This is a genomic window from Corynebacterium sp. HMSC056E09 (assembly GCF_001813425.1).
Classification (GTDB): domain Bacteria; phylum Actinomycetota; class Actinomycetes; order Mycobacteriales; family Mycobacteriaceae; genus Corynebacterium; species Corynebacterium hesseae.
In genome coordinates this window covers 24627-41242 of the sequence record NZ_KV812508.1, presented here as the reverse complement: position 1 = coordinate 41242, position 16616 = coordinate 24627, and the positions used below count along the sequence as shown (strand labels likewise).

Annotated in this window: 16 protein-coding genes and 5 tRNA genes; 6 read left to right on the top strand and 15 right to left on the bottom strand. The window is 59.4% G+C overall.

Annotation, left to right across the window (positions count from 1 at the left end; translation table 11 throughout):
- Window positions 1–84 precede the first annotated feature (84 nt).
- Both murA and ramA read right to left on the bottom strand, forming a co-directional pair.
- Window positions 85–1353: a UDP-N-acetylglucosamine 1-carboxyvinyltransferase gene (gene murA, locus HMPREF2912_RS08290; protein WP_070523021.1), complete on the bottom strand. Its 1269-nt coding sequence runs from the start codon at window positions 1351–1353 to the stop codon at window positions 85–87.
- Between the two features lie 21 nt (window positions 1354–1374).
- Complete coding sequence (gene ramA, locus HMPREF2912_RS08285) at window positions 1375–2214, bottom strand: acetate metabolism transcriptional regulator RamA (RefSeq protein WP_070522991.1); 840 nt, start codon at window positions 2212–2214, stop codon at window positions 1375–1377.
- 256 nt (window positions 2215–2470) lie between these two features.
- Between ramA and cysK the strand changes: the two genes are divergently transcribed.
- Entirely contained in the window at window positions 2471–3406 is a 936-nt protein-coding gene (cysK, locus tag HMPREF2912_RS08280; RefSeq protein WP_070683819.1) for a cysteine synthase A, read from the top strand.
- A 120-nt stretch (window positions 3407–3526) separates the two neighbouring features.
- The gene (gene epsC, locus HMPREF2912_RS08275; protein ID WP_070522984.1) at window positions 3527–4090 is read left to right on the top strand and encodes a serine O-acetyltransferase EpsC; all 564 of its coding nucleotides are present in this window, start codon (window positions 3527–3529) and stop codon (window positions 4088–4090) included.
- Window positions 4091–4102: 12 nt separating this feature from the next.
- On the opposite strand, the gene HMPREF2912_RS08270 is transcribed toward epsC, so the two are convergent.
- The 5 genes from HMPREF2912_RS08270 to HMPREF2912_RS08250 all read right to left on the bottom strand — a co-directional run bounded on the left by HMPREF2912_RS08270 (window position 4103) and on the right by HMPREF2912_RS08250 (window position 5062).
- Complete coding sequence (locus tag HMPREF2912_RS08270; RefSeq protein WP_070522980.1) at window positions 4103–4405, bottom strand: GNAT family N-acetyltransferase; 303 nt, start codon at window positions 4403–4405, stop codon at window positions 4103–4105.
- Window positions 4406–4457: 52 nt separating this feature from the next.
- Window positions 4458–4530 (bottom strand) — tRNA-Phe (locus tag HMPREF2912_RS08265).
- A 20-nt stretch (window positions 4531–4550) separates the two neighbouring features.
- Window positions 4551–4624, bottom strand: a tRNA-Asp gene (locus tag HMPREF2912_RS08260).
- A 251-nt stretch (window positions 4625–4875) separates the two neighbouring features.
- Window positions 4876–4952 (bottom strand) — tRNA-Asp (locus tag HMPREF2912_RS08255).
- 34 nt (window positions 4953–4986) lie between these two features.
- Window positions 4987–5062 (bottom strand) — tRNA-Glu (locus HMPREF2912_RS08250).
- 83 nt (window positions 5063–5145) lie between these two features.
- Between HMPREF2912_RS08250 and HMPREF2912_RS08245 the strand changes: the two genes are divergently transcribed.
- Window positions 5146–5478, top strand: coding sequence for a metal-sensitive transcriptional regulator (locus HMPREF2912_RS08245; RefSeq protein ID WP_070563984.1), 333 nt, complete (start codon window positions 5146–5148; stop codon window positions 5476–5478).
- Between the two features lie 66 nt (window positions 5479–5544).
- Here the strand turns inward: HMPREF2912_RS08245 and HMPREF2912_RS08240 are convergent.
- Window positions 5545–5617 (bottom strand) — tRNA-Lys (locus HMPREF2912_RS08240).
- A gap of 90 nt (window positions 5618–5707) precedes the next feature.
- The gene (locus tag HMPREF2912_RS08235) at window positions 5708–7210 is read right to left on the bottom strand and encodes an acetyl-CoA hydrolase/transferase family protein (RefSeq protein WP_070522973.1); all 1503 of its coding nucleotides are present in this window, start codon (window positions 7208–7210) and stop codon (window positions 5708–5710) included.
- Between the two features lie 176 nt (window positions 7211–7386).
- Here HMPREF2912_RS08235 and dusB point away from each other — a divergent pair, with 176 nt between their 5' ends.
- Window positions 7387–8532 carry a tRNA dihydrouridine synthase DusB gene (dusB, locus tag HMPREF2912_RS08230; RefSeq protein WP_070522970.1) on the top strand — a complete coding sequence of 382 codons (1146 nt, stop codon included), beginning with the start codon at window positions 7387–7389 and terminating at the stop codon, window positions 8530–8532.
- Window positions 8533–8598: 66 nt separating this feature from the next.
- Complete coding sequence (gene phoU, locus HMPREF2912_RS08225; RefSeq protein ID WP_070522967.1) at window positions 8599–9327, top strand: phosphate signaling complex protein PhoU; 729 nt, start codon at window positions 8599–8601, stop codon at window positions 9325–9327.
- A gap of 118 nt (window positions 9328–9445) precedes the next feature.
- On the opposite strand, the gene pstB is transcribed toward phoU, so the two are convergent.
- From pstB to mshD, 5 genes are all read right to left on the bottom strand, one after another.
- Window positions 9446–10219 (bottom strand): phosphate ABC transporter ATP-binding protein PstB, encoded by a 774-nt coding sequence (gene pstB, locus HMPREF2912_RS08220; RefSeq protein ID WP_070522964.1) that lies wholly within the window; start codon window positions 10217–10219, stop codon window positions 9446–9448.
- Window positions 10220–10258: 39 nt separating this feature from the next.
- On the bottom strand, window positions 10259–11176 hold the full coding sequence (gene pstA, locus HMPREF2912_RS08215; RefSeq protein WP_070522961.1) for a phosphate ABC transporter permease PstA: 918 nt from the start codon (window positions 11174–11176) through the stop codon (window positions 10259–10261).
- A gap of 13 nt (window positions 11177–11189) precedes the next feature.
- Window positions 11190–12239 carry a phosphate ABC transporter permease subunit PstC gene (gene pstC / locus HMPREF2912_RS08210; RefSeq protein ID WP_070522957.1) on the bottom strand — a complete coding sequence of 350 codons (1050 nt, stop codon included), beginning with the start codon at window positions 12237–12239 and terminating at the stop codon, window positions 11190–11192.
- 149 nt (window positions 12240–12388) lie between these two features.
- Window positions 12389–13498: a phosphate ABC transporter substrate-binding protein PstS gene (pstS, locus tag HMPREF2912_RS08205; protein ID WP_070522954.1), complete on the bottom strand. Its 1110-nt coding sequence runs from the start codon at window positions 13496–13498 to the stop codon at window positions 12389–12391.
- A gap of 186 nt (window positions 13499–13684) precedes the next feature.
- Entirely contained in the window at window positions 13685–14599 is a 915-nt protein-coding gene (gene mshD / locus HMPREF2912_RS08200; protein WP_070522950.1) for a mycothiol synthase, read from the bottom strand.
- Window positions 14600–14632: 33 nt separating this feature from the next.
- Between mshD and HMPREF2912_RS08195 the strand changes: the two genes are divergently transcribed.
- Entirely contained in the window at window positions 14633–15478 is an 846-nt protein-coding gene (locus HMPREF2912_RS08195) for an LmeA family phospholipid-binding protein (protein WP_070522947.1), read from the top strand.
- Window positions 15479–15545: 67 nt separating this feature from the next.
- Here the strand turns inward: HMPREF2912_RS08195 and HMPREF2912_RS08190 are convergent, their stop codons facing one another.
- Window positions 15546–16586 carry a diacylglycerol/lipid kinase family protein gene (locus tag HMPREF2912_RS08190; protein WP_070522944.1) on the bottom strand — a complete coding sequence of 347 codons (1041 nt, stop codon included), beginning with the start codon at window positions 16584–16586 and terminating at the stop codon, window positions 15546–15548.
- Window positions 16587–16616: the final 30 nt, after the last annotated feature.

Genomic DNA, 16616 nt, shown 5'->3' with positions numbered 1-16616 from the left:
TACGCACACCCCCAACAAACAACAAATCCCCAGGTGACACACCGAAAAGGTGCGCCACATAGGGACGTCGCCAAGCAATGCTCCTTAGTAGAGCTCCTCCTCTTGAGTGCGCTCGATGGTGGCGCCCAAGGCCTGCAGGTTCTCCACAAAGTTGGGATAGCCGCGGTCGATGTGAAAGACATCGTGCACGGTGGTCGTCTCATCCGCACACAAAGCGGAGAGGACCAATCCGGCACCTGCGCGGATATCGGAGCTCCAGACATGCGTCGAGGACAGGCGCTCTTGACCGCGGATAACTACGTGGTGTCCATCCACCTGGGCATCAGCGCCAAGGCGGAGCATCTCATCGACGAACCGGAAACGAGACTCAAAGACATTTTCCGTGATGATGGATGTACCTTCCGCGACCGCGGAGAGCCCGATGGCAATCGGCTGAAGATCCGTGGGGAAGCCGGGGTACGGCAGCGTTTGGTAGTCCACAGCAGTTGGACGCCGGTCCATGCGCACGCGGAAACCATTGACATAGTCCTCGATATCCGCACCGGCGGACTTAAGCTTCTCCAACGGCAGGTGCAGGTGCTTGGGAGCAATACCGCCCACCGTGATATCCCCGCGAGTCATTACGGCAGCATATGCCCACGTACCCGCAACAATACGGTCACCGATAACCTCGTGCTCCGTCGGTTGCAGCTTGTCCACTCCCCGAATGGTGATGGTGGATGTCCCCTCCCCGGAGATGTCGGCGCCCATTTCCTTGAGCATCGTGCACAGGTCCACAATTTCCGGTTCGCGGGCCGCATTGTGGAGTTGGGTTTCGCCATCCGCAAGGACTGCAGCAGTAAGAATATTTTCGGTAGCGCCTACCGAGGGAAAATCGAGCTTGATGTTCGCGCCATGGAGTTGATCCGCCTCTGCTACAACGGCGCCGTGTTCGATGCGCGTGCTAGCGCCCATCTTCTCTAGCCCAGATTGGTGCATGTCCAGTGGGCGGGAACCAATGGCGTCGCCACCTGGCAAAGCTACCTTTGCGTGACCACAACGCGCCGTCAGCGGCCCCAATACACACACCGACGCGCGAAATTGGCGCACCGCATCGAAGTCTGCATTGGAATGCAACGTGGCCGGCGTGGTGATCTGCACGGTGTGGCCATCGATTTCCACTGAACAGCCAAGGCCTTCAAGGACCTTTCGCATCAGTGGAACATCAAGGATTTTAGGACAGTTGGTCAGCGTGGTGGTGCCCTCCGCCAACAGTGCCGCAGCCATCAGCTTCAGCACACTGTTCTTGGCACCGTCCACCTTGACGGTGCCCTGCAGGCGCGCCCCACCGGAGACAATAAATTGGTCTTTCACGCCCACCCAACTTACCTACGATCAGGGCAACGCGCCTATACGACGGGCCGCATTAACCGCCTCATAGCGAGTATGTGCACCCAGTTTGCGCATGACAGAGCGCAAATAGGACTTCACCGTTTCGGCGCCAATACCCATTTCCTCGGCCGCCTCGACATTGGTATGCCCCAATGCCACGCAGGAAAGAACATCCAGCTCGCGAGCAGAAAGCTTGGTGGACTGCTTAACGCGCACCGGGGAGACCATCTGGTCGCAAAGAGCCTCTAGTTCCTTACGGAGGTCTTCATCGTTGACTCGGTTAGCCAACATGCGGAGCTTGGAGTGCGTTGAGCGCACCTGCTCCCACTCAGCCCCGTTCATCACGTGACCGCGAGCAGCGCCGCCCTTGCCTCCGTCGGCACGACGCAACGCGGAATTAACGGCCAGATCCTGCTCGAGGCACCGAGCAGTCATGGTGACTTCCTCGATTACCTTGTCACCCAAGCGCACCGGCGAATGGACACCAACATAGAGGACACCGCGGATTTCACGCTGAACGGTGACCGGCACCGCCACGATCGAATGCAGTCCCTCATCTTGGATATGGCGATCATTCTCATGGCTAATTGTGGTGGCACGAGTGTAGTCGGACACACCAACCGCGCGGCGAGTGCTGACAACGCGCCCGCCGACGCCCACGTTCGCGTCAATCACCAAATTCTGCAAGGCCGGGGTCCGCAGCCCTACCCACTGGGTAATCTGCAGGCGATTGTCCGGCAGCAAGGTCCCGTACATCGTGACGGGGATTCCCGTTGCGGTCTTTAGTGACGAGAGCGCTGCGCGTACGGCTTCGTCGTCATCCTTGAGTCGGTGCGGCTCCATGAGACTCTCTCTTACTCGGGGGTAACCAGCAGGTGCACCCACATTTCCCGCCTGAAACGGGGGTAGGCGAACACTATTTGCGAAGTATAACCGGCCGACGGGGGTAATTCTAAATCACGCCTCGCCCTCATGAGACGCCTCAAATCCCACATGCCATGCCCGAATGATCTGTTCAGAATCTATATACCACTTGGTCTATTGCCACGGTGTAGAGTGTCTGCTGTACATCAGAACTTATCTTCAAGGAGTCCACATCGTGGCTGTATACAACAATATTCTCGACACCATCGGCGGTACCCCGCTTGTCCGCCTCAACCGCCTGACCGAAGGCCTCGGCGCCGAGGTACTGGTGAAGGTTGAGTCTTTCAACCCCGCTAATTCCGTCAAGGATCGCATTGCCAAGGCAATTGTCGACACCGCCGTAGAATCCGGCGAGCTAAAGCCAGGCGGCACCATCGTTGAGGCCACCTCCGGCAACACCGGCATCGGCTTGGCACTCGTCGGTGCCGCCCAGGGTTACAAGGTCATCCTCACCATGCCGGAGACCATGTCCAACGAGCGCAAGGTTTTGTTGCGCGCTTATGGTGCTGAAATCGTGCTCACCCCGGGCGCTGCCGGCATGAAGGGTGCTGTCGAGAAGGCCAACGAAATTATCGCTGAGACCCCCAACGCCATCCTGGCCTCCCAGTTCGCCAACGAGGCAAACCCGAAGATTCACGAGGCAACCACGGGCCGCGAGATCTGGGACGACGCTGAGGGCAAGGTCGACGCTTTCGTCGCTGGCGTCGGCACCGGCGGCACCGTCACCGGTGTGGGCCGCTACCTGCGTTCCCAGAACCCCGACACCTACCTGGTCGCCGTTGAGCCCGCCGACTCCCCCGTCCTCTCCGAGGGACACGCTGGCCCCCACAAGATCCAGGGCATCGGCGCCAACTTTGTCCCAGAGGTTCTGGACCGCGAGATCCTCAACGAGGTGCTCACCGCAACCACCGAGGAATCCGTCTCCACCGCACGCAAGCTGGCCACCGAAGAAGGACTGCTCGTCGGCATTTCCTCCGGTGCCAACGTCTCTGCGGCACTCAAGCTGGCTGCGCGCGATGAGTTCAAGGGCAAGACCATCGTCGTCGTCGCCCCGGACTTCGGTGAGCGCTATGTCTCCACCATCCTCTTCGAGGACATTCGCGAGGCCTAAGGAAAACGCTAACGTGGCTTTCCACGGGACGTCGCCAAGCACGGCGCCGTGGTGAGCCCTCCGAATAAAAGCGCCCTCTGTGCTAGGGGGCGCTTTTTCTTTCTAGATAGGATGGTTCGCATGCACATCTTGAAGATGATTCGTGAAGACCTCGCCAACGCGCGCGAGCATGATCCGGCCGCGCGCGGCGACGTCGAAAATGCCGTGGTCTACTCCGGCCTTCACGCCATTTGGGCGCACCGAATCGCCCACCGCATGTGGAAACGTGGATGGCGTGGGCCAGCCCGTATTTTGGCGCAGCTTAACCGCTTCTTCACCGGAATCGAGATTCACCCCGGCGCTACCATTGGCCGGCGCTTCTTCATTGACCACGGCATGGGGATCGTCATCGGTGAAACCGCCGAAATTGGCGATGGCGTCATGCTTTACCACGGCGTCACGCTCGGTGGTCAGGTGCTGACACAGACTAAGCGCCACCCAACAATTGAGGACAACGTCACCATTGGCGCGGGCGCTAAAGTGCTCGGCCCGATTACCGTCGGCCACGGCTCCGCTGTGGGTGCCAACGCCGTGGTGACAAAGGACGTGCCACCGGAGCACATTGCCATCGGTATCCCGGCCACCAACCGCCCGCGCAAGAAGGATGAGCGCATCAAGCTGGTGGACCCGGACTACTACATCTAATAGACCGTGCCCTTAAAGGCTGCCTTCACGGGCAGTCAGCCGCTGGTAATCGGGATTCTTCTCAATGAAGCGCGCCACGGCGCTGCACGTTGGAATGACTTGGCGGCCGGCCGTTGAGTCATCATCCAGTGCCGCTTTAATTAGCGGCTTGGACAGTCCTTGGCCCTGAAATGACTCGAAGATTTCCGTGTGCGTGAATTCGCGTGTGGTAGCGGAATCACTGTATTCGGCGAAGCCTGCTTCTTCCCCATCAACGGTGATGACGAAACGGGATTGATCGGTTTGGTGCGCAACTGAAGTAGTCATGCCGCCCATTAAACCAAAAAGAGCAACAAAAAAGCCCCTTCCAATGGAAAGGGCTGTCTTGTGGCCAGAGCCAGGATCGAACTGGCGACCCCACACTTTTCAGGCGTGTGCTCTACCGACTGAGCTATCTGGCCAGAAGCCACGAGGACTTCGGCGACCCTGACGGGACTTGAACCCGCGACCTCCGCCGTGACAGGGCGGCGCGCTAACCAACTGCGCCACAGGGCCATTTTCAATTATCTGTTGTGCGCTGGGCACGAATAAGTACTCTACACAAAGCTAGATAAGCACACCAAATCAGCATGTCATTCACCGTTTTCACGGTGATGCAGCCCCTCAATACACACTGTCACCACAGCGCCTAGACCTATACAGATCTATGCGCCATTTGCGACGTTGCAGGAGCCTCCACACACCACCATAAAACGACACAAGCCCCGAGGCATATGTTCTATAAACAATGCTCCGAGGCTGAAATATGGCGACCCTGACGGGACTTGAACCCGCGACCTCCGCCGTGACAGGGCGGCGCGCTAACCAACTGCGCCACAGGGCCATAAGTATTTTCTTGTGCACCAACACAAAAGTGTTGGTACCCCCAACGGGATTCGAACCCGTGCCGCCGCCGTGAAAGGGCGGTGTCCTAGGCCGCTAGACGATGGGGGCCCGTTGCCTTGAGGCAACTTTGTAAAAATATACTGGAGACATCCTCACTTAACCAAATCGTCCTGGCAGAAAGGCAGAAAACCATGGCTGACCAGCGGGATACCTGTTCCTGTCACGAGCCGGGTGTGCACGGCTACAACTCCAATGATGAGCAGAAAGCAAAGTACTTGGCTCGCCTCAAGCGCATCGAAGGCCAAACCCGAGGCATCCACCGCATGATCGCGGAGGACCAATACTGCATCGACATCATCACGCAGATCTCAGCGGTTACTTCAGCGCTCGAGAACGTTTCCCTAGCACTCTTGGAGGACCACATAGAACACTGTGTGGCGGGAGCAGCCGCCGAAGACGGGCAAGTAGCCACAGAGAAGCTCGAGGAGGCCATGCGGGCCATCAGGAAGCTCGTTAAGAGCTAGCCCTGAACCCAGCCCTGCGCTTGGGCCCCAAAACAAAAAAGAGCCGCCCGAAGGCGGCTCTTTTTGTGGGCCCTGTGGGGATCGAACCCACGACCTGCGGATTAAAAGTCCGTAGCTCTACCAACTGAGCTAAAGGCCCAACGCTCACCTATCCTAGCCGGTGGCACCAAAGAAAAGGAAATGGCCCTCACCTTCAGTGGTAAGGGCCACAACCTTGCGGGTCTAAGACTTAGCCGCGCATGTCACCCTTCTCCATGAAGTTCACCTGGAAATCGAAGGCGGTCTTCAGATCGTGCGGGGTGTGCTGGAACTTGTTAGCCTTGGCGCGCTCGAAGTACTCCTCCAGCATCGGGCGGTAGTCCGGGTGAGCCACGGCGATGACCTTCTCCACGCGCTCCTTCGGGGCCAAACCGCGCAGGTCCGCAACGCCATACTCGGTGATGATGACCATGGTGTCGTGCTCGGTGTGGTCGGTGTGAGAAACGAAAGGCACGATGGCGGAGATAGCGCCGCCCTTGGCCACCGACGGGGAGACGAAGGTGGAGATGTAGGCGTTACGGGTGAAGTCACCCGAGCCGCCAGTACCGTTCATGATGCGGGAGCCGGAGACGTTGGTGGAGTTGATGTTGCCGTAGATATCGCCCTCAATCATGCCGTTGGAAGAAATCAGGCCCACGCGGCGAATAACCTCCGGGTGGTTGGATACCTGCTGCGGGCGCAGGATGATGTGCTTGGCGTAGCGATCAGCCTCAGCGTTCATCTTGTCCGCGTACTCCGGGGACAGGGCGAAGGAGGTTGCGGAGGCGACGGTCATCTTGCCAGCGTCGATAAGATCCAGCATGCCGTCCTGGATAACCTCGGTATAGGCCTGAATGTTTTCGAACTTGGAGTCCAACAGGCCTGCCATCACGGCGTTCGGGACGTTGCCCACACCGGACTGCATGATGAACTTGTCATACTCTAGGCGGCCGGCAGCAACCTCGCCCTCGAGGAACTCGATGAAGTTTGCAGCAATCTTCTCAGAAACCTCATCCGGGGCCTTGAACGGAGCGTTGCGGTCCGGGGCATTGGTCTTGACCACAGCCACGACCTTCTCCTCCGGAATCTCGATGTAGGTGGTACCGACGCGGTCAGCCGGCTTGGTAATCGGGATTGGCTGGCGGTTCGGCAGCTTCTCGATCTTGTAGATATCGTGCATGCCCTCGAGGTTGAGGGACTGCCACTCGTTGATCTCAATGATGATCTTGTCGGCGGCATCGATGTATTCGAGGTTGTTGCCCACGGCGGAGGACGGAACGATATTTCCGTTCTCATCAATACGAACGGCCTCAATAATGGCTACCTGGAAGTCACCGTAGAAGCCCTCTTCCACCTGCTGGCCAGAGTGCGAGAGGTGGATGTCCTGGTACAGGGCGGAGCCGTCGTTGAAGCGGCCGCGCAAAACCGGGTCAGAGTTATACGGAGAGCGGAAGCGGATGGCGTCTGCCTCAGCCAACACACCATCACAGTCCGGAGCGGTAGAGGCACCGGAGAAAACATCGATCTTGAACTCCTCGCCCGCCTCATGAGCTGCCTTCGCCTTCTCCGCGATGGCAGTCGGCAACGCCTTAGGGTAGCCAGCGCCGGTAAAGCCGGAGATTCCCACACGGTCACCGTGGTTGACGAACTTTGCGGCCTCGTCAGCGCTCATCACGAGCTTCTCAAACGGTGCGTATGCAATTCTCTCAGACATTAGTCCTCCTTTTATGTGCAGAAACGACCTACGTTACGGTCCTTTCCTGTTAGTTACATGCACCACACTAGCGAATCGGTGGAGGATTTACCGCACTCTGCCCCAAACTGTGTGCACCCCTCACTTTCCTCGTGAGAATTTGCCACCCCAGGCTCTTTCCGCGCACAATTGGCGGCGTGACTCTTGCTATCGGAAAAATCCAGCTCAACTCCCCCGTTGTCCTCGCCCCCATGGCGGGCGTGACCAACGTGGCCTTTCGCGTGCTGTGTCGCGAGCAAGAGATAGCGAAGACCGGCACCGTCTCCGGCCTTTATGTCTGCGAAATGGTTACCGCCCGCGCCTTGGTAGAGCGAAATCCCAAGACGCTGCACATGACCACTTTCGATCCACAGGAGAATCCGCGCTCGCTGCAGCTGTACACCGTCGATCCGGAGTACACCTACAAGGCGGCGAAGATGATCGTGGATGAGAATCTGGCTGACCACATCGATATGAACTTTGGCTGCCCGGTTCCCAAGGTCACGCGCCGCGGCGGAGGCTCCGCACTCCCCTATAAGCGCCGCCTCTTTGGCAACATCGTCGCCGCAGCGGTCAAGGCCACAGAGGGCACCGATATCCCGGTCACCGTAAAAATGCGCGTGGGCATCGACGAGGATCACCACACGCACCTCGACGCCGGCCGCATTGCGGTGGAAGAAGGGGCGTCGGCAGTCGCGCTCCACGGCCGTACCGCCGCGCAACGCTACTCGGGCCATGCGGACTGGAATGAAATTGCGCGCCTTAAGGAGCACTTGGCCCATACCGGTATCCCTGTCTTGGGTAACGGCGATATCTTCAAGGCCACGGATGCCCGCGCCATGATGGAACAAACGGGCTGCGACGGCGTCGTCGTGGGACGAGGTTGTCTGGGTCGTCCTTGGCTCTTCGCGGAGCTCTCCGCCCACCTTCGTGGCGAGCCGGTGCCGGCCGAGCCCACGTTGGGTGAGGTCACGCAGATTATGATTCGCCACGCAGAACTGCTGGCGCAGCACGAGGGCGAGGACCAGGCCAGCCGCGATATCCGCAAGCACATCGGCTGGTACCTACGCGGTTTTCCCGTGGGAGGTCAGGTCCGTGCTGGCCTGTCCCGCGTGAACTCCCTCGACGCTCTCCGGGAGCTGCTCGAGCCGTGGGCTGATTCGCCTGCGCTTGCCGACGACGCCGATGGCGCCCGCGGACGCCAGGGATCCCCCGCCAAAGTGGTCCTTCCCGAGGGGTGGCTCGACGATCCGGAGGATGCAACCGTGCCGGAAGGCGCGGAGATTATGCATTCCGGCGGCTAGCCACGAAAATTCCCTTTTGTGTCGCTCGACAGGCACTAGACCAATTGTTCAGCTAAAGTACGTGACATGCGCGCTGCCTACCGTGAACAGTTGGACAACTTTGCCCATGACCTCATCATCATGAGCACTGCGGTTCATAAGCTGATGACTCTTGCCTCTCAGGCATTAATCGAATCCTCCCTGCAACCAGCCGAAGAGGCCTTGTCGTTGCGCGATGAGTTGGATGAAGTCCGCTCGCGCTGCGAAGACCGTGCGGTGTCCCTTCTGGCCTTGGAAAACCCGATGGCCAAGGATCTGCGCCAGGTCATAGCTTCCATCTATATTGTGGAAGACTTTTACCGCATGGGCCGCTTGTCTCAGCACATTGCCACCAGCGCCCGCCGCCGCCACCCTGAATCAGTTGTTCCGTCAGACATTATGGGCTATTTCGAGGAATACACACGTCTCGTTCTCGACATGTCCTCAGGCCTCAAAGACATCCTCATCACCCGCGATCCGGAGCTGGCGCTCCGTTTGACCGAGGACGACGACGCCGTCGATGACATCAACCAACACCTGCTTCGTATGTTGACGCAGCGGGAGTGGAAAGGAACGGTGCGCCAGGCCGTGGAAACCTCGCAGCTTTCGCGCTACTACGAGCGTTTCGCCGATCATTGCGCAGCAGCTGCCGGCCGCATCATTTACCTGGCAACGGGCTTGGACCCCGACCGCTACATGCGCAAGCGCGATCAGGAGCAACGAGAGGCTGAGCTGGAGGCCCGCATGGCGGAGCTGGAGCGCCAGTTTCACCGCTAGCCCCCCCTACTGCTCGCCACACCTAGCGCACAGTGCATGCACAAAGCCGGCACCTCTTCTAGACCTTTAGAAGAGGTGCCGGCTTTCGGCGCTGTCAGTGTTTAGCCGAAGCGCATGTTTAGCCGAAGCGGCCAGAGATGTAATCCTCGGTATCCTTCTTGGATGGGTTTTCGAAGATCTTCGTGGTGTCATCGAACTCCACCAGGTGGCCAGGCCGGCCGGTAGCTTCCAGGGAGAAGAAGCCGGTCTTGTCCGACACGCGGGCTGCCTGCTGCATGTTGTGAGTAACAATAACGATAGTGAAGTTTTCCTTCAGCTCATGGATCAGGTCCTCCACGGCCAAGGTGGAAATCGGGTCGAGCGCCGAGCAGGGCTCGTCCATCAGCAGGACTTCCGGCTCCACGGCAATCGCGCGAGCAATGCACAGACGCTGCTGCTGACCGCCGGACAGGCCGCCGCCCGGCTTGTCCAGGCGGTCCTTAACCTCATCCCAAAGGTTGGCGCCGCGCAGGGACTTCTCGGCGACCTCCTTCAACTTCTTCTTGTTCTTTTCGCCGGACAGCTTCAGGCCGGCAACAACGTTATCCTCAATGGACATCGTCGGGAACGGGTTGGCCTTCTGGAAGACCATGCCGATAGTGTTGCGAACGGACACCGGATCGACCTTGGGCCCGTAGATGTTCTGGCCGTCCAGGAGAATCTCACCCTTGACATAAGCACCAGGAATGACCTCGTGCATGCGGTTCAGGGTGCGCAGGACTGTGGACTTACCACAGCCGGAAGGGCCGATGAAGGCAGTCACGGCCTTCGCCGGGATCTGCATGTTGACGTTCTGTACGGCGTGGAAGTCACCGTAGTAGATGTTCACGTCGTTGAGCTCAAGCTTGGACATGAGTAGTGCTCCTATGGGGTAGGTAGAAAGTGAATACGGTTACTTCTTGACGGAGAACTTCGCCGAAACGATGCGCGCGCCAATGTTGAGAATCGCGATGAGGAGAACCAACGTAAGGGCGGCACCCCACAGCTTGTCCAGGACGGCCGGATCAGCGCCGGACTTGTACATATCCAGCATCATCAACGGCAACGAGGACTGCGCACCCTTGAGTGCGTCCCAGTTGATGGAGGAGGTGGAGCCCACCAACACCAGCACCGGCGCGGACTCACCCATGATGCGGGCCACGGCCAGCATGATGCCGGTGACAATGCCGGACAGTGCGGTCGGCAGAACGATGCGCGCGATGGTCTTCCACTTCGGCACACCGAGAGCATAGGAAGCCTCACGCAGATCCATCGGGACCACGCGGAGCATCTCTTCGGTATTGCGGACCACAATCGGAATCATCAGGAGCACAAGCGATAGCGCCACCGCCATACCGGAACGCTTGAAGCCGAACAGAGTAATCCACATGGCGAAGATGAACAGGGCCGCAACAATGGAAGGCACACCGGAGAGGATGTCCACCATGAAAGTAGTAAGACGGCTCAGCGTTCCACCGCGGGAGTACTCCACCAGGTAAATCGCGGTGAAAATGCCGATCGGAACGGAAATGACGGTCGCGATGACGGTCTGCACAAAGGTACCGATAATAGCGTGGAGCGCACCGCCGCCGGCCTCGGTATCAAGGATTCCGCGTTGGGAGTGGGTCCACCATTCGGGGCTCAGGATAGCGCCCGAACCGCGAGAAATGAGCTCGAAGAGAACCCACAGCAGCGGAATCATGGCGATGATCATCGTTGCCCACACGAGAACGGTGGCAACAGTATTGGTGGTCTTTCGGCTCGAGGAGATATCCAGGAAGGTCGGGCCGGAAGATGCCGGGACAGAGTTGGAAGTTGTAGTCGTAGTCATCTCTGAGCCCTCCTTACTTGCTCTTCACGATGGAACGGGCAATAGCGTTGACCAAGAAGGTCAGAAGGAACAGCATGAGGCCAGCGGCGATATACGCACCGGCACGCATCTCATTACCGAACTCAGCAGCCGCCAGGGCAATGGCCGTTGCGAAGGTGGTACCGCCGTCGAACAGCGAGAAGCGGAAGTCCACCAGCGGGGAGACAACCATGTAGAGAGCCATGGTCTCACCCAGCGCGCGGCCCAGACCCAGCATGGAGCCGGCTATGTAGCCGGACATGCCGAAGGGGAGAACCGTCATGCGGATGACTTCCCACCGGGTGGCGCCGAGGGCCAAGGCGGACTCGATTTGACCGGGAGGGGTCTGCACAAAGACTTCGCGGGCGGTGGCAGCGATGATCGGCAGGATCATCACCGCCAGAACAATGCCACCGGTGAGGACGTTGCGGCCCGTCGCAAAGTTCGGGGAGTTGTCGTAGACCTTGAAGAGGAAGAAGCCACCAGCCCAGGAGTGCAGCCAGGTGTAGAAGCCGGACAGCGCAGGGCCGAGCACCTGCCAGCCCCACAGGCCGTACACGATGGATGGCACGGCGGCGAGCATGTCTACCAAGAATCCCAACGGCTTGACCAGCTTGGCCGGCGCGTAGTTGGACAGGAAGATGGCAATACCGAGCGCGACCGGCATCGCAATGATGAGAGCCACGATGGAAATCAAGACGGTGTGGCCGAACATGGTCGGGATACCGAACTTCATAGCATCGGTGTCGTTGGTCTCCCAACGGTCACCGTAGGTGAAGAAGCCCAGAATGCCACCCTCATTGACGGACAGAGAAGGAACCGCACGCCAGATCAGGAAGGCCGCGATGGCAGCGATCATCACCGTGATCAGCGTTGCGGACGCAGTGGACAAGAATTCAAAAATGCGATCACCAGGGCGCTTCACACCGGACTTGACGGCGGGCGTAGAGGTGGCGTCCGCCTCGGACGCATGCGCGCTAGGGCGGGTCGCTGAAACGGCATCCTCCTTCACGGACGACGCTGTGGTGAGATTGTTGTCTGCCATGAGACTAGGGAATCCTTTTCAACGGAAACAATGAAAATACGGGACATGCTGCCGCCCCCAAAGCGCTCGTGAAGGGCGGGTTGGGGGCGGAAGTGTGTGTTCAAACGGACGCTACGGGGGTTCAAAGAAACCCGCGTAGTAACGCGCTCTTACTGGATAGCCTCGACGGCTGCCTTCAGGCGCTCCAGGTGGTCACCGGAAACCGGGATGAAGCCTGCCTTCTCCAGCTCCTCGGACTGATTGTCCAGGACGGTGTTAAAGAAGGCCTTCACCAGAGCGGAGGTCTCCTCGTCGTAGCCAGCGGAGCAGACGATGTTGTAGGTGGTCAGGATGAGCGGGTAAGCGCCCTCATCCTTGGAAGCAAAGAGCTTGTCGGAGTCAACGACCATGTCGTGCTCGGAGTTGGTCTCCTTGAAAGCGAGGTGGTCGAGAGCGACACCGACGGACTCAGAGCTGAGCTCAACCGGGCCGTTGCCGAAGTCAATCTTGGCAATCTTGACGCCATCGGCTTCCTTCTGATGAGCGTAGCCAGCCTCAACGTAGGTGATAGCACCCTCGATGGAGGCAACCTGGTCAGCCACACCGGAGGAACCGTTAGCACCCTCACCAACAGAATCCGGGAACTGCTTGCCTTCGCTGTCCCAGTTGCCGGTAGCGGACTTCAGGAACTTCTGGAAGTTATCGGAGGTACCGGACTCGTCAGAGCGGAAGATGACGGTGATGTTCTTGTCCGGAAGGTCGGTGCCCTCGTTCTCAGCCTTGATGGCGTCATCGTTCCACTTGGTGATCTCGCCCTTGAAGATCTTGGCGAGGGTTTCGGTGGAGAGGTTGACCTCGGTGTCACCCAGGTTGTAGGCGATGGCGACGGGGCCAATGGTCGTCGGCAGGTGCCATGCGTCGTTGCCACCGCAACGCTCCTTGGCGGCCTCAACCTCGCCCTTATCTTCCTTCAGAGCGGAGTCAGAACCGGCGAAGTCAACGGTGCCGCCGTTGAAAGCCTTCACACCAGCGCCGGAGCCGGAAGAAGTGTAGGAGAAGTTAGCATCCGGGTATGCCTCCAGGAATGCCTTCTCAAAGACGGACATAGCGGACTTTTGGGAGGATGCGCCCTCACCAGAGAGGTCGCCGGAAACCTCTGCCCCATCGGAACCGCCTTCAGCGGAGCCAGATTCGTTGGACTCAGAGCAGGCAACGAGAGCAGTGGAGGTGGCGGCGACGATGCCGAAGATAGCGGCGGTGCGCTTGAAGTTGCGGATCACGGGAAACCTTTCCGGTGCGGATACAAGAGAATGATTGTCCGAGCAAATCGCCCTCTACTCTTCTTTGAGCGATCTTCTTGAGACGAGCGCGATTAACTCACGTGTTGTAAAGCTATACAGGGCGGGTTAACCCCACAGGGATCAAGAGATGAACAATCGGTGAACTTGTACCAAAAGCCGGTGAGGCTAGTCACTTTTCGCCCAGACGCAGTGTTCCTCAGCGATGCCAAAGCCCAAACGCTCGTAGGCCTTTACCGCCGGAGCGTTATCAGCCTCGACATACAAGATGACCTTGTCCGCACCTTTAGCCGCCATGCGCTGCAGCCCAGCGCTCAGCAGCGGTCCACCGAGCCCGCGCCCGCGATAGTCCTCACCCAATCCCACAACATAGACCTCACCGAAGGCTGGGGTAGCCTCGTCGTGCCACTTCAGCCAGTGGAAGCCAGCCATTACCGGGTGGCTGTGGGAGTCATTCGGAGAATCCCACAGGAAAAGCACGTCGGCCGGATCGAACCACTCTGCCTCCATCCCGCGGTGCAGGCGCTCCAGATCCCAGCCTCCTTGCTCCGGATGCCAGGAGAAGGCTTCGTTATTGGTGCGTACCCATTCCGCCTCGACGTGCTCGCGCCCGAAGCGCTCCACTGACTCGGCGTAGGTCTGAATCTCTAGGCCATCAACCGTTGCCGGCGCTTCCTCGGCCGCGCGCAAGTCCTTCCCCTCAATCGCCATGACAAGCAGGCGCCTGACGACGTCCATCTCGTTGCGCTTCGCCAGCGCTTGCGCAGCGGGAAGATTGCCATGGGCCCAGATTTGGGGGGAGGTTGGGAGGGCGTCGACAAGCGCCTGCCCTACCCCTCGCCCACGGTGTTCCACGCCAACAAAGAGCTCTACAGTCTGCCCATCGAGGGCAGCCACGCCAGCTACCGCACCATCTTCAATTGCGAGAAGATGATGGTGCCCAAGGCGTTCATCCCTGAGCCCTAAAAGAAACTGCTCGGAGAGGGGCGCAAAGCCGTCGTGAGCTTCAGCAGCAGTGGCCAGCTCCTCCACGCGCTGGGCCACATCTGGGTTCAGTGGCAGAGTCTTGGTCTCAATATTCATGCTTCCCACCCTACGTGCGGTAGTAATAGAGGGGTGACTGTCATCTACCTCAACCGCACTGCCGTACGCCTTGCCGCCGTTGCGGGTGTGGCCCTGACAGCATGGCTGGCGGATTCAGCGGTGGCGATGCACGCGGAACACACCGTGGCCCAGAAAGCCAAAGCCAGCTCCCAATTGGAAAACACCCCGAATGTCTACATCGGCGGCGTCCCCTTCTCCCTTGCCGCGCTAACCAAAGAGATTCCATACCTGGAGGTCAACTCCTCCGACGTGGAAGTTCCGAAACTCGGCATGGTCAATGCCTCCACAACACTGCGCGACATCACAATTAACCCCGAACAACTCTTCAGCGGCGAACTGGAAGGCTCACCGGTATCCACCTATACGCGCAGCATCAGCCTCGACGGAGTGGCCTTGGGCCGCATGCTGGGTATTACTGACCTCTCCATTGCCAACCCCGATAATATGTCCCCCACCGGCGGGCCCTCCGCCGAGGCTGAGCTCACTGGCACGCTGCCGGGGGATACCACCAAGTCCACCGCGACGGTGACGCTGCGCCTCGTCGGCCCAGAGTTTCGCATGAGTGTCTACGGGACTGATGACGAACGCTTGAAAAAGGCCTTCGGCCTGGTCTTGGACACGCGCCAACTCCCGTTGCCTTCTCAAGCCACCTCCGTGAAACTACACGGCGGCTCCATCACCTTCGAGGTACAGCGACGCAATATCACGCTAAAAACAGCACAACTCTCCCCGCTGGAGATCGATGGTTCGGAGGAGAAGGCCGTCGAGGATGCCGCGCAAAAAGCGCAAGACACCGCCAACGAAGTGGGCAGCGCGCCGACGACGCCGCCGAGCTGGCGCCAAAACAGGCAGAACTAAGCCGATGCAAAACTAAGCCGACGGTGCACCAGCGGTACCCGCACCGCAGACTTGTTACTACCGCCGGCTACTTAATACGGATGAGATCTCGCAGGACTCGGCGGAAGCTGCGGTGAATGGGCGGGGCTGGGTCGATGGGAGCAAAGACTTCCAGCGCGTCTGCTTCCGACTCCAAGTGCACCTCCGTAAAGGTGCCTTCCGACTCCCCGTCCGCTTGGAAGCGGTGGGGCTTGGGGCAGACCAGGTCCACCTCAACGGCATCCTCAAAATGCAGCGTGCGGGCATCCGTGACCTTATTCAACCAGTGACGGTGATCCACGCCGAACAGGTGGAGAACGCCCACGAGGCCATCAATCCCGCCGAGGTCCGACACACCAAAAAGGCCAAGCCCCTGATCGAAGGAATTGCGCGGATTGGTCACCACCGGCAGCGGCCCCAGGAAGGTCCACGGGTTGGTGTTGGAGGTGAACATGACGGGAACGTCATCGGCCGCGAAGGTTTCGCCCGAGCTCGAGCGCGCACGCACATTAATGCGCGGTGGGCGGATGCGGGCGCGCTGATAGGCCTGAAAGGCCACCGCCAGGTAGCGCAGCGGGGTGGCTGAAAAGCCCATCTCCCGTGCACGGTCCACGCGAGCCAGCACGTCTGCATCCAGCCCGAAACCAGCATTGACCGCAAACCACCGGTCATTCCACATACCCAACGACACGGTGCGGCGGGTGTTTCGCTCCAGCATCCGGGCCAGCACGTGCGCCGCCTCGACGGGGGTATTGGGGAAACCAAGGGCGCGGACGAAGACGTTTGCTGAACCAGTAGGGATCACCGCTAGCGCCGGGATCTCCTGAGGGCTAGGGCGCTGGGCGAAATTCGCCGGGCCGAGCAACCCGTTGACGATCTCATTGACCGTGCCATCGCCGCCGAAGACCAGGATGACGTCAAAGTCCTCCCGGGTCATACCGCGCACCATGTCTTCTGCGTGGCCCGGGTAGTGCGTGAAGCGAGCAAGCAGCTGCAACCCATCCACCTCCCGAATGACGGGCAAAACCTCTCGGAAGAGAGCCGCATTCTGGCTCGTAGAATTAGGGTTTGAAATCAGCAAAGCGCGCATGGCTCCCTAGACTACTGGAGCCTAGTGGTT

Excerpts from the sequence above, each read along its gene's own strand:
- HMPREF2912_RS08235 (WP_070522973.1), bottom strand. The coding sequence starts at position 7,210 with ATGTCTGAGAGAATTGCATACGCACCGTTTGAGAAGCTCGTGATGAGC.
- HMPREF2912_RS08270 (WP_070522980.1), bottom strand. The coding sequence starts at position 4,405 with ATGGGCGGCATGACTACTTCAGTTGCGCACCAAACCGATCAATCCCGT.
- HMPREF2912_RS08245 (WP_070563984.1), top strand. The coding sequence starts at position 5,146 with ATGGCTGACCAGCGGGATACCTGTTCCTGTCACGAGCCGGGTGTGCAC.
- HMPREF2912_RS08190 (WP_070522944.1), bottom strand. The coding sequence starts at position 16,586 with ATGCGCGCTTTGCTGATTTCAAACCCTAATTCTACGAGCCAGAATGCG.
- epsC (WP_070522984.1), top strand. The coding sequence starts at position 3,527 with ATGCACATCTTGAAGATGATTCGTGAAGACCTCGCCAACGCGCGCGAG.
- pstA (WP_070522961.1), bottom strand. The coding sequence starts at position 11,176 with ATGACTACGACTACAACTTCCAACTCTGTCCCGGCATCTTCCGGCCCG.
- phoU (WP_070522967.1), top strand. The coding sequence starts at position 8,599 with ATGCGCGCTGCCTACCGTGAACAGTTGGACAACTTTGCCCATGACCTC.
- pstC (WP_070522957.1), bottom strand. The coding sequence starts at position 12,239 with ATGGCAGACAACAATCTCACCACAGCGTCGTCCGTGAAGGAGGATGCC.
- mshD (WP_070522950.1), bottom strand. The coding sequence starts at position 14,599 with ATGAATATTGAGACCAAGACTCTGCCACTGAACCCAGATGTGGCCCAG.
- pstB (WP_070522964.1), bottom strand. The coding sequence starts at position 10,219 with ATGTCCAAGCTTGAGCTCAACGACGTGAACATCTACTACGGTGACTTC.
- ramA (WP_070522991.1), bottom strand. The coding sequence starts at position 2,214 with ATGGAGCCGCACCGACTCAAGGATGACGACGAAGCCGTACGCGCAGCG.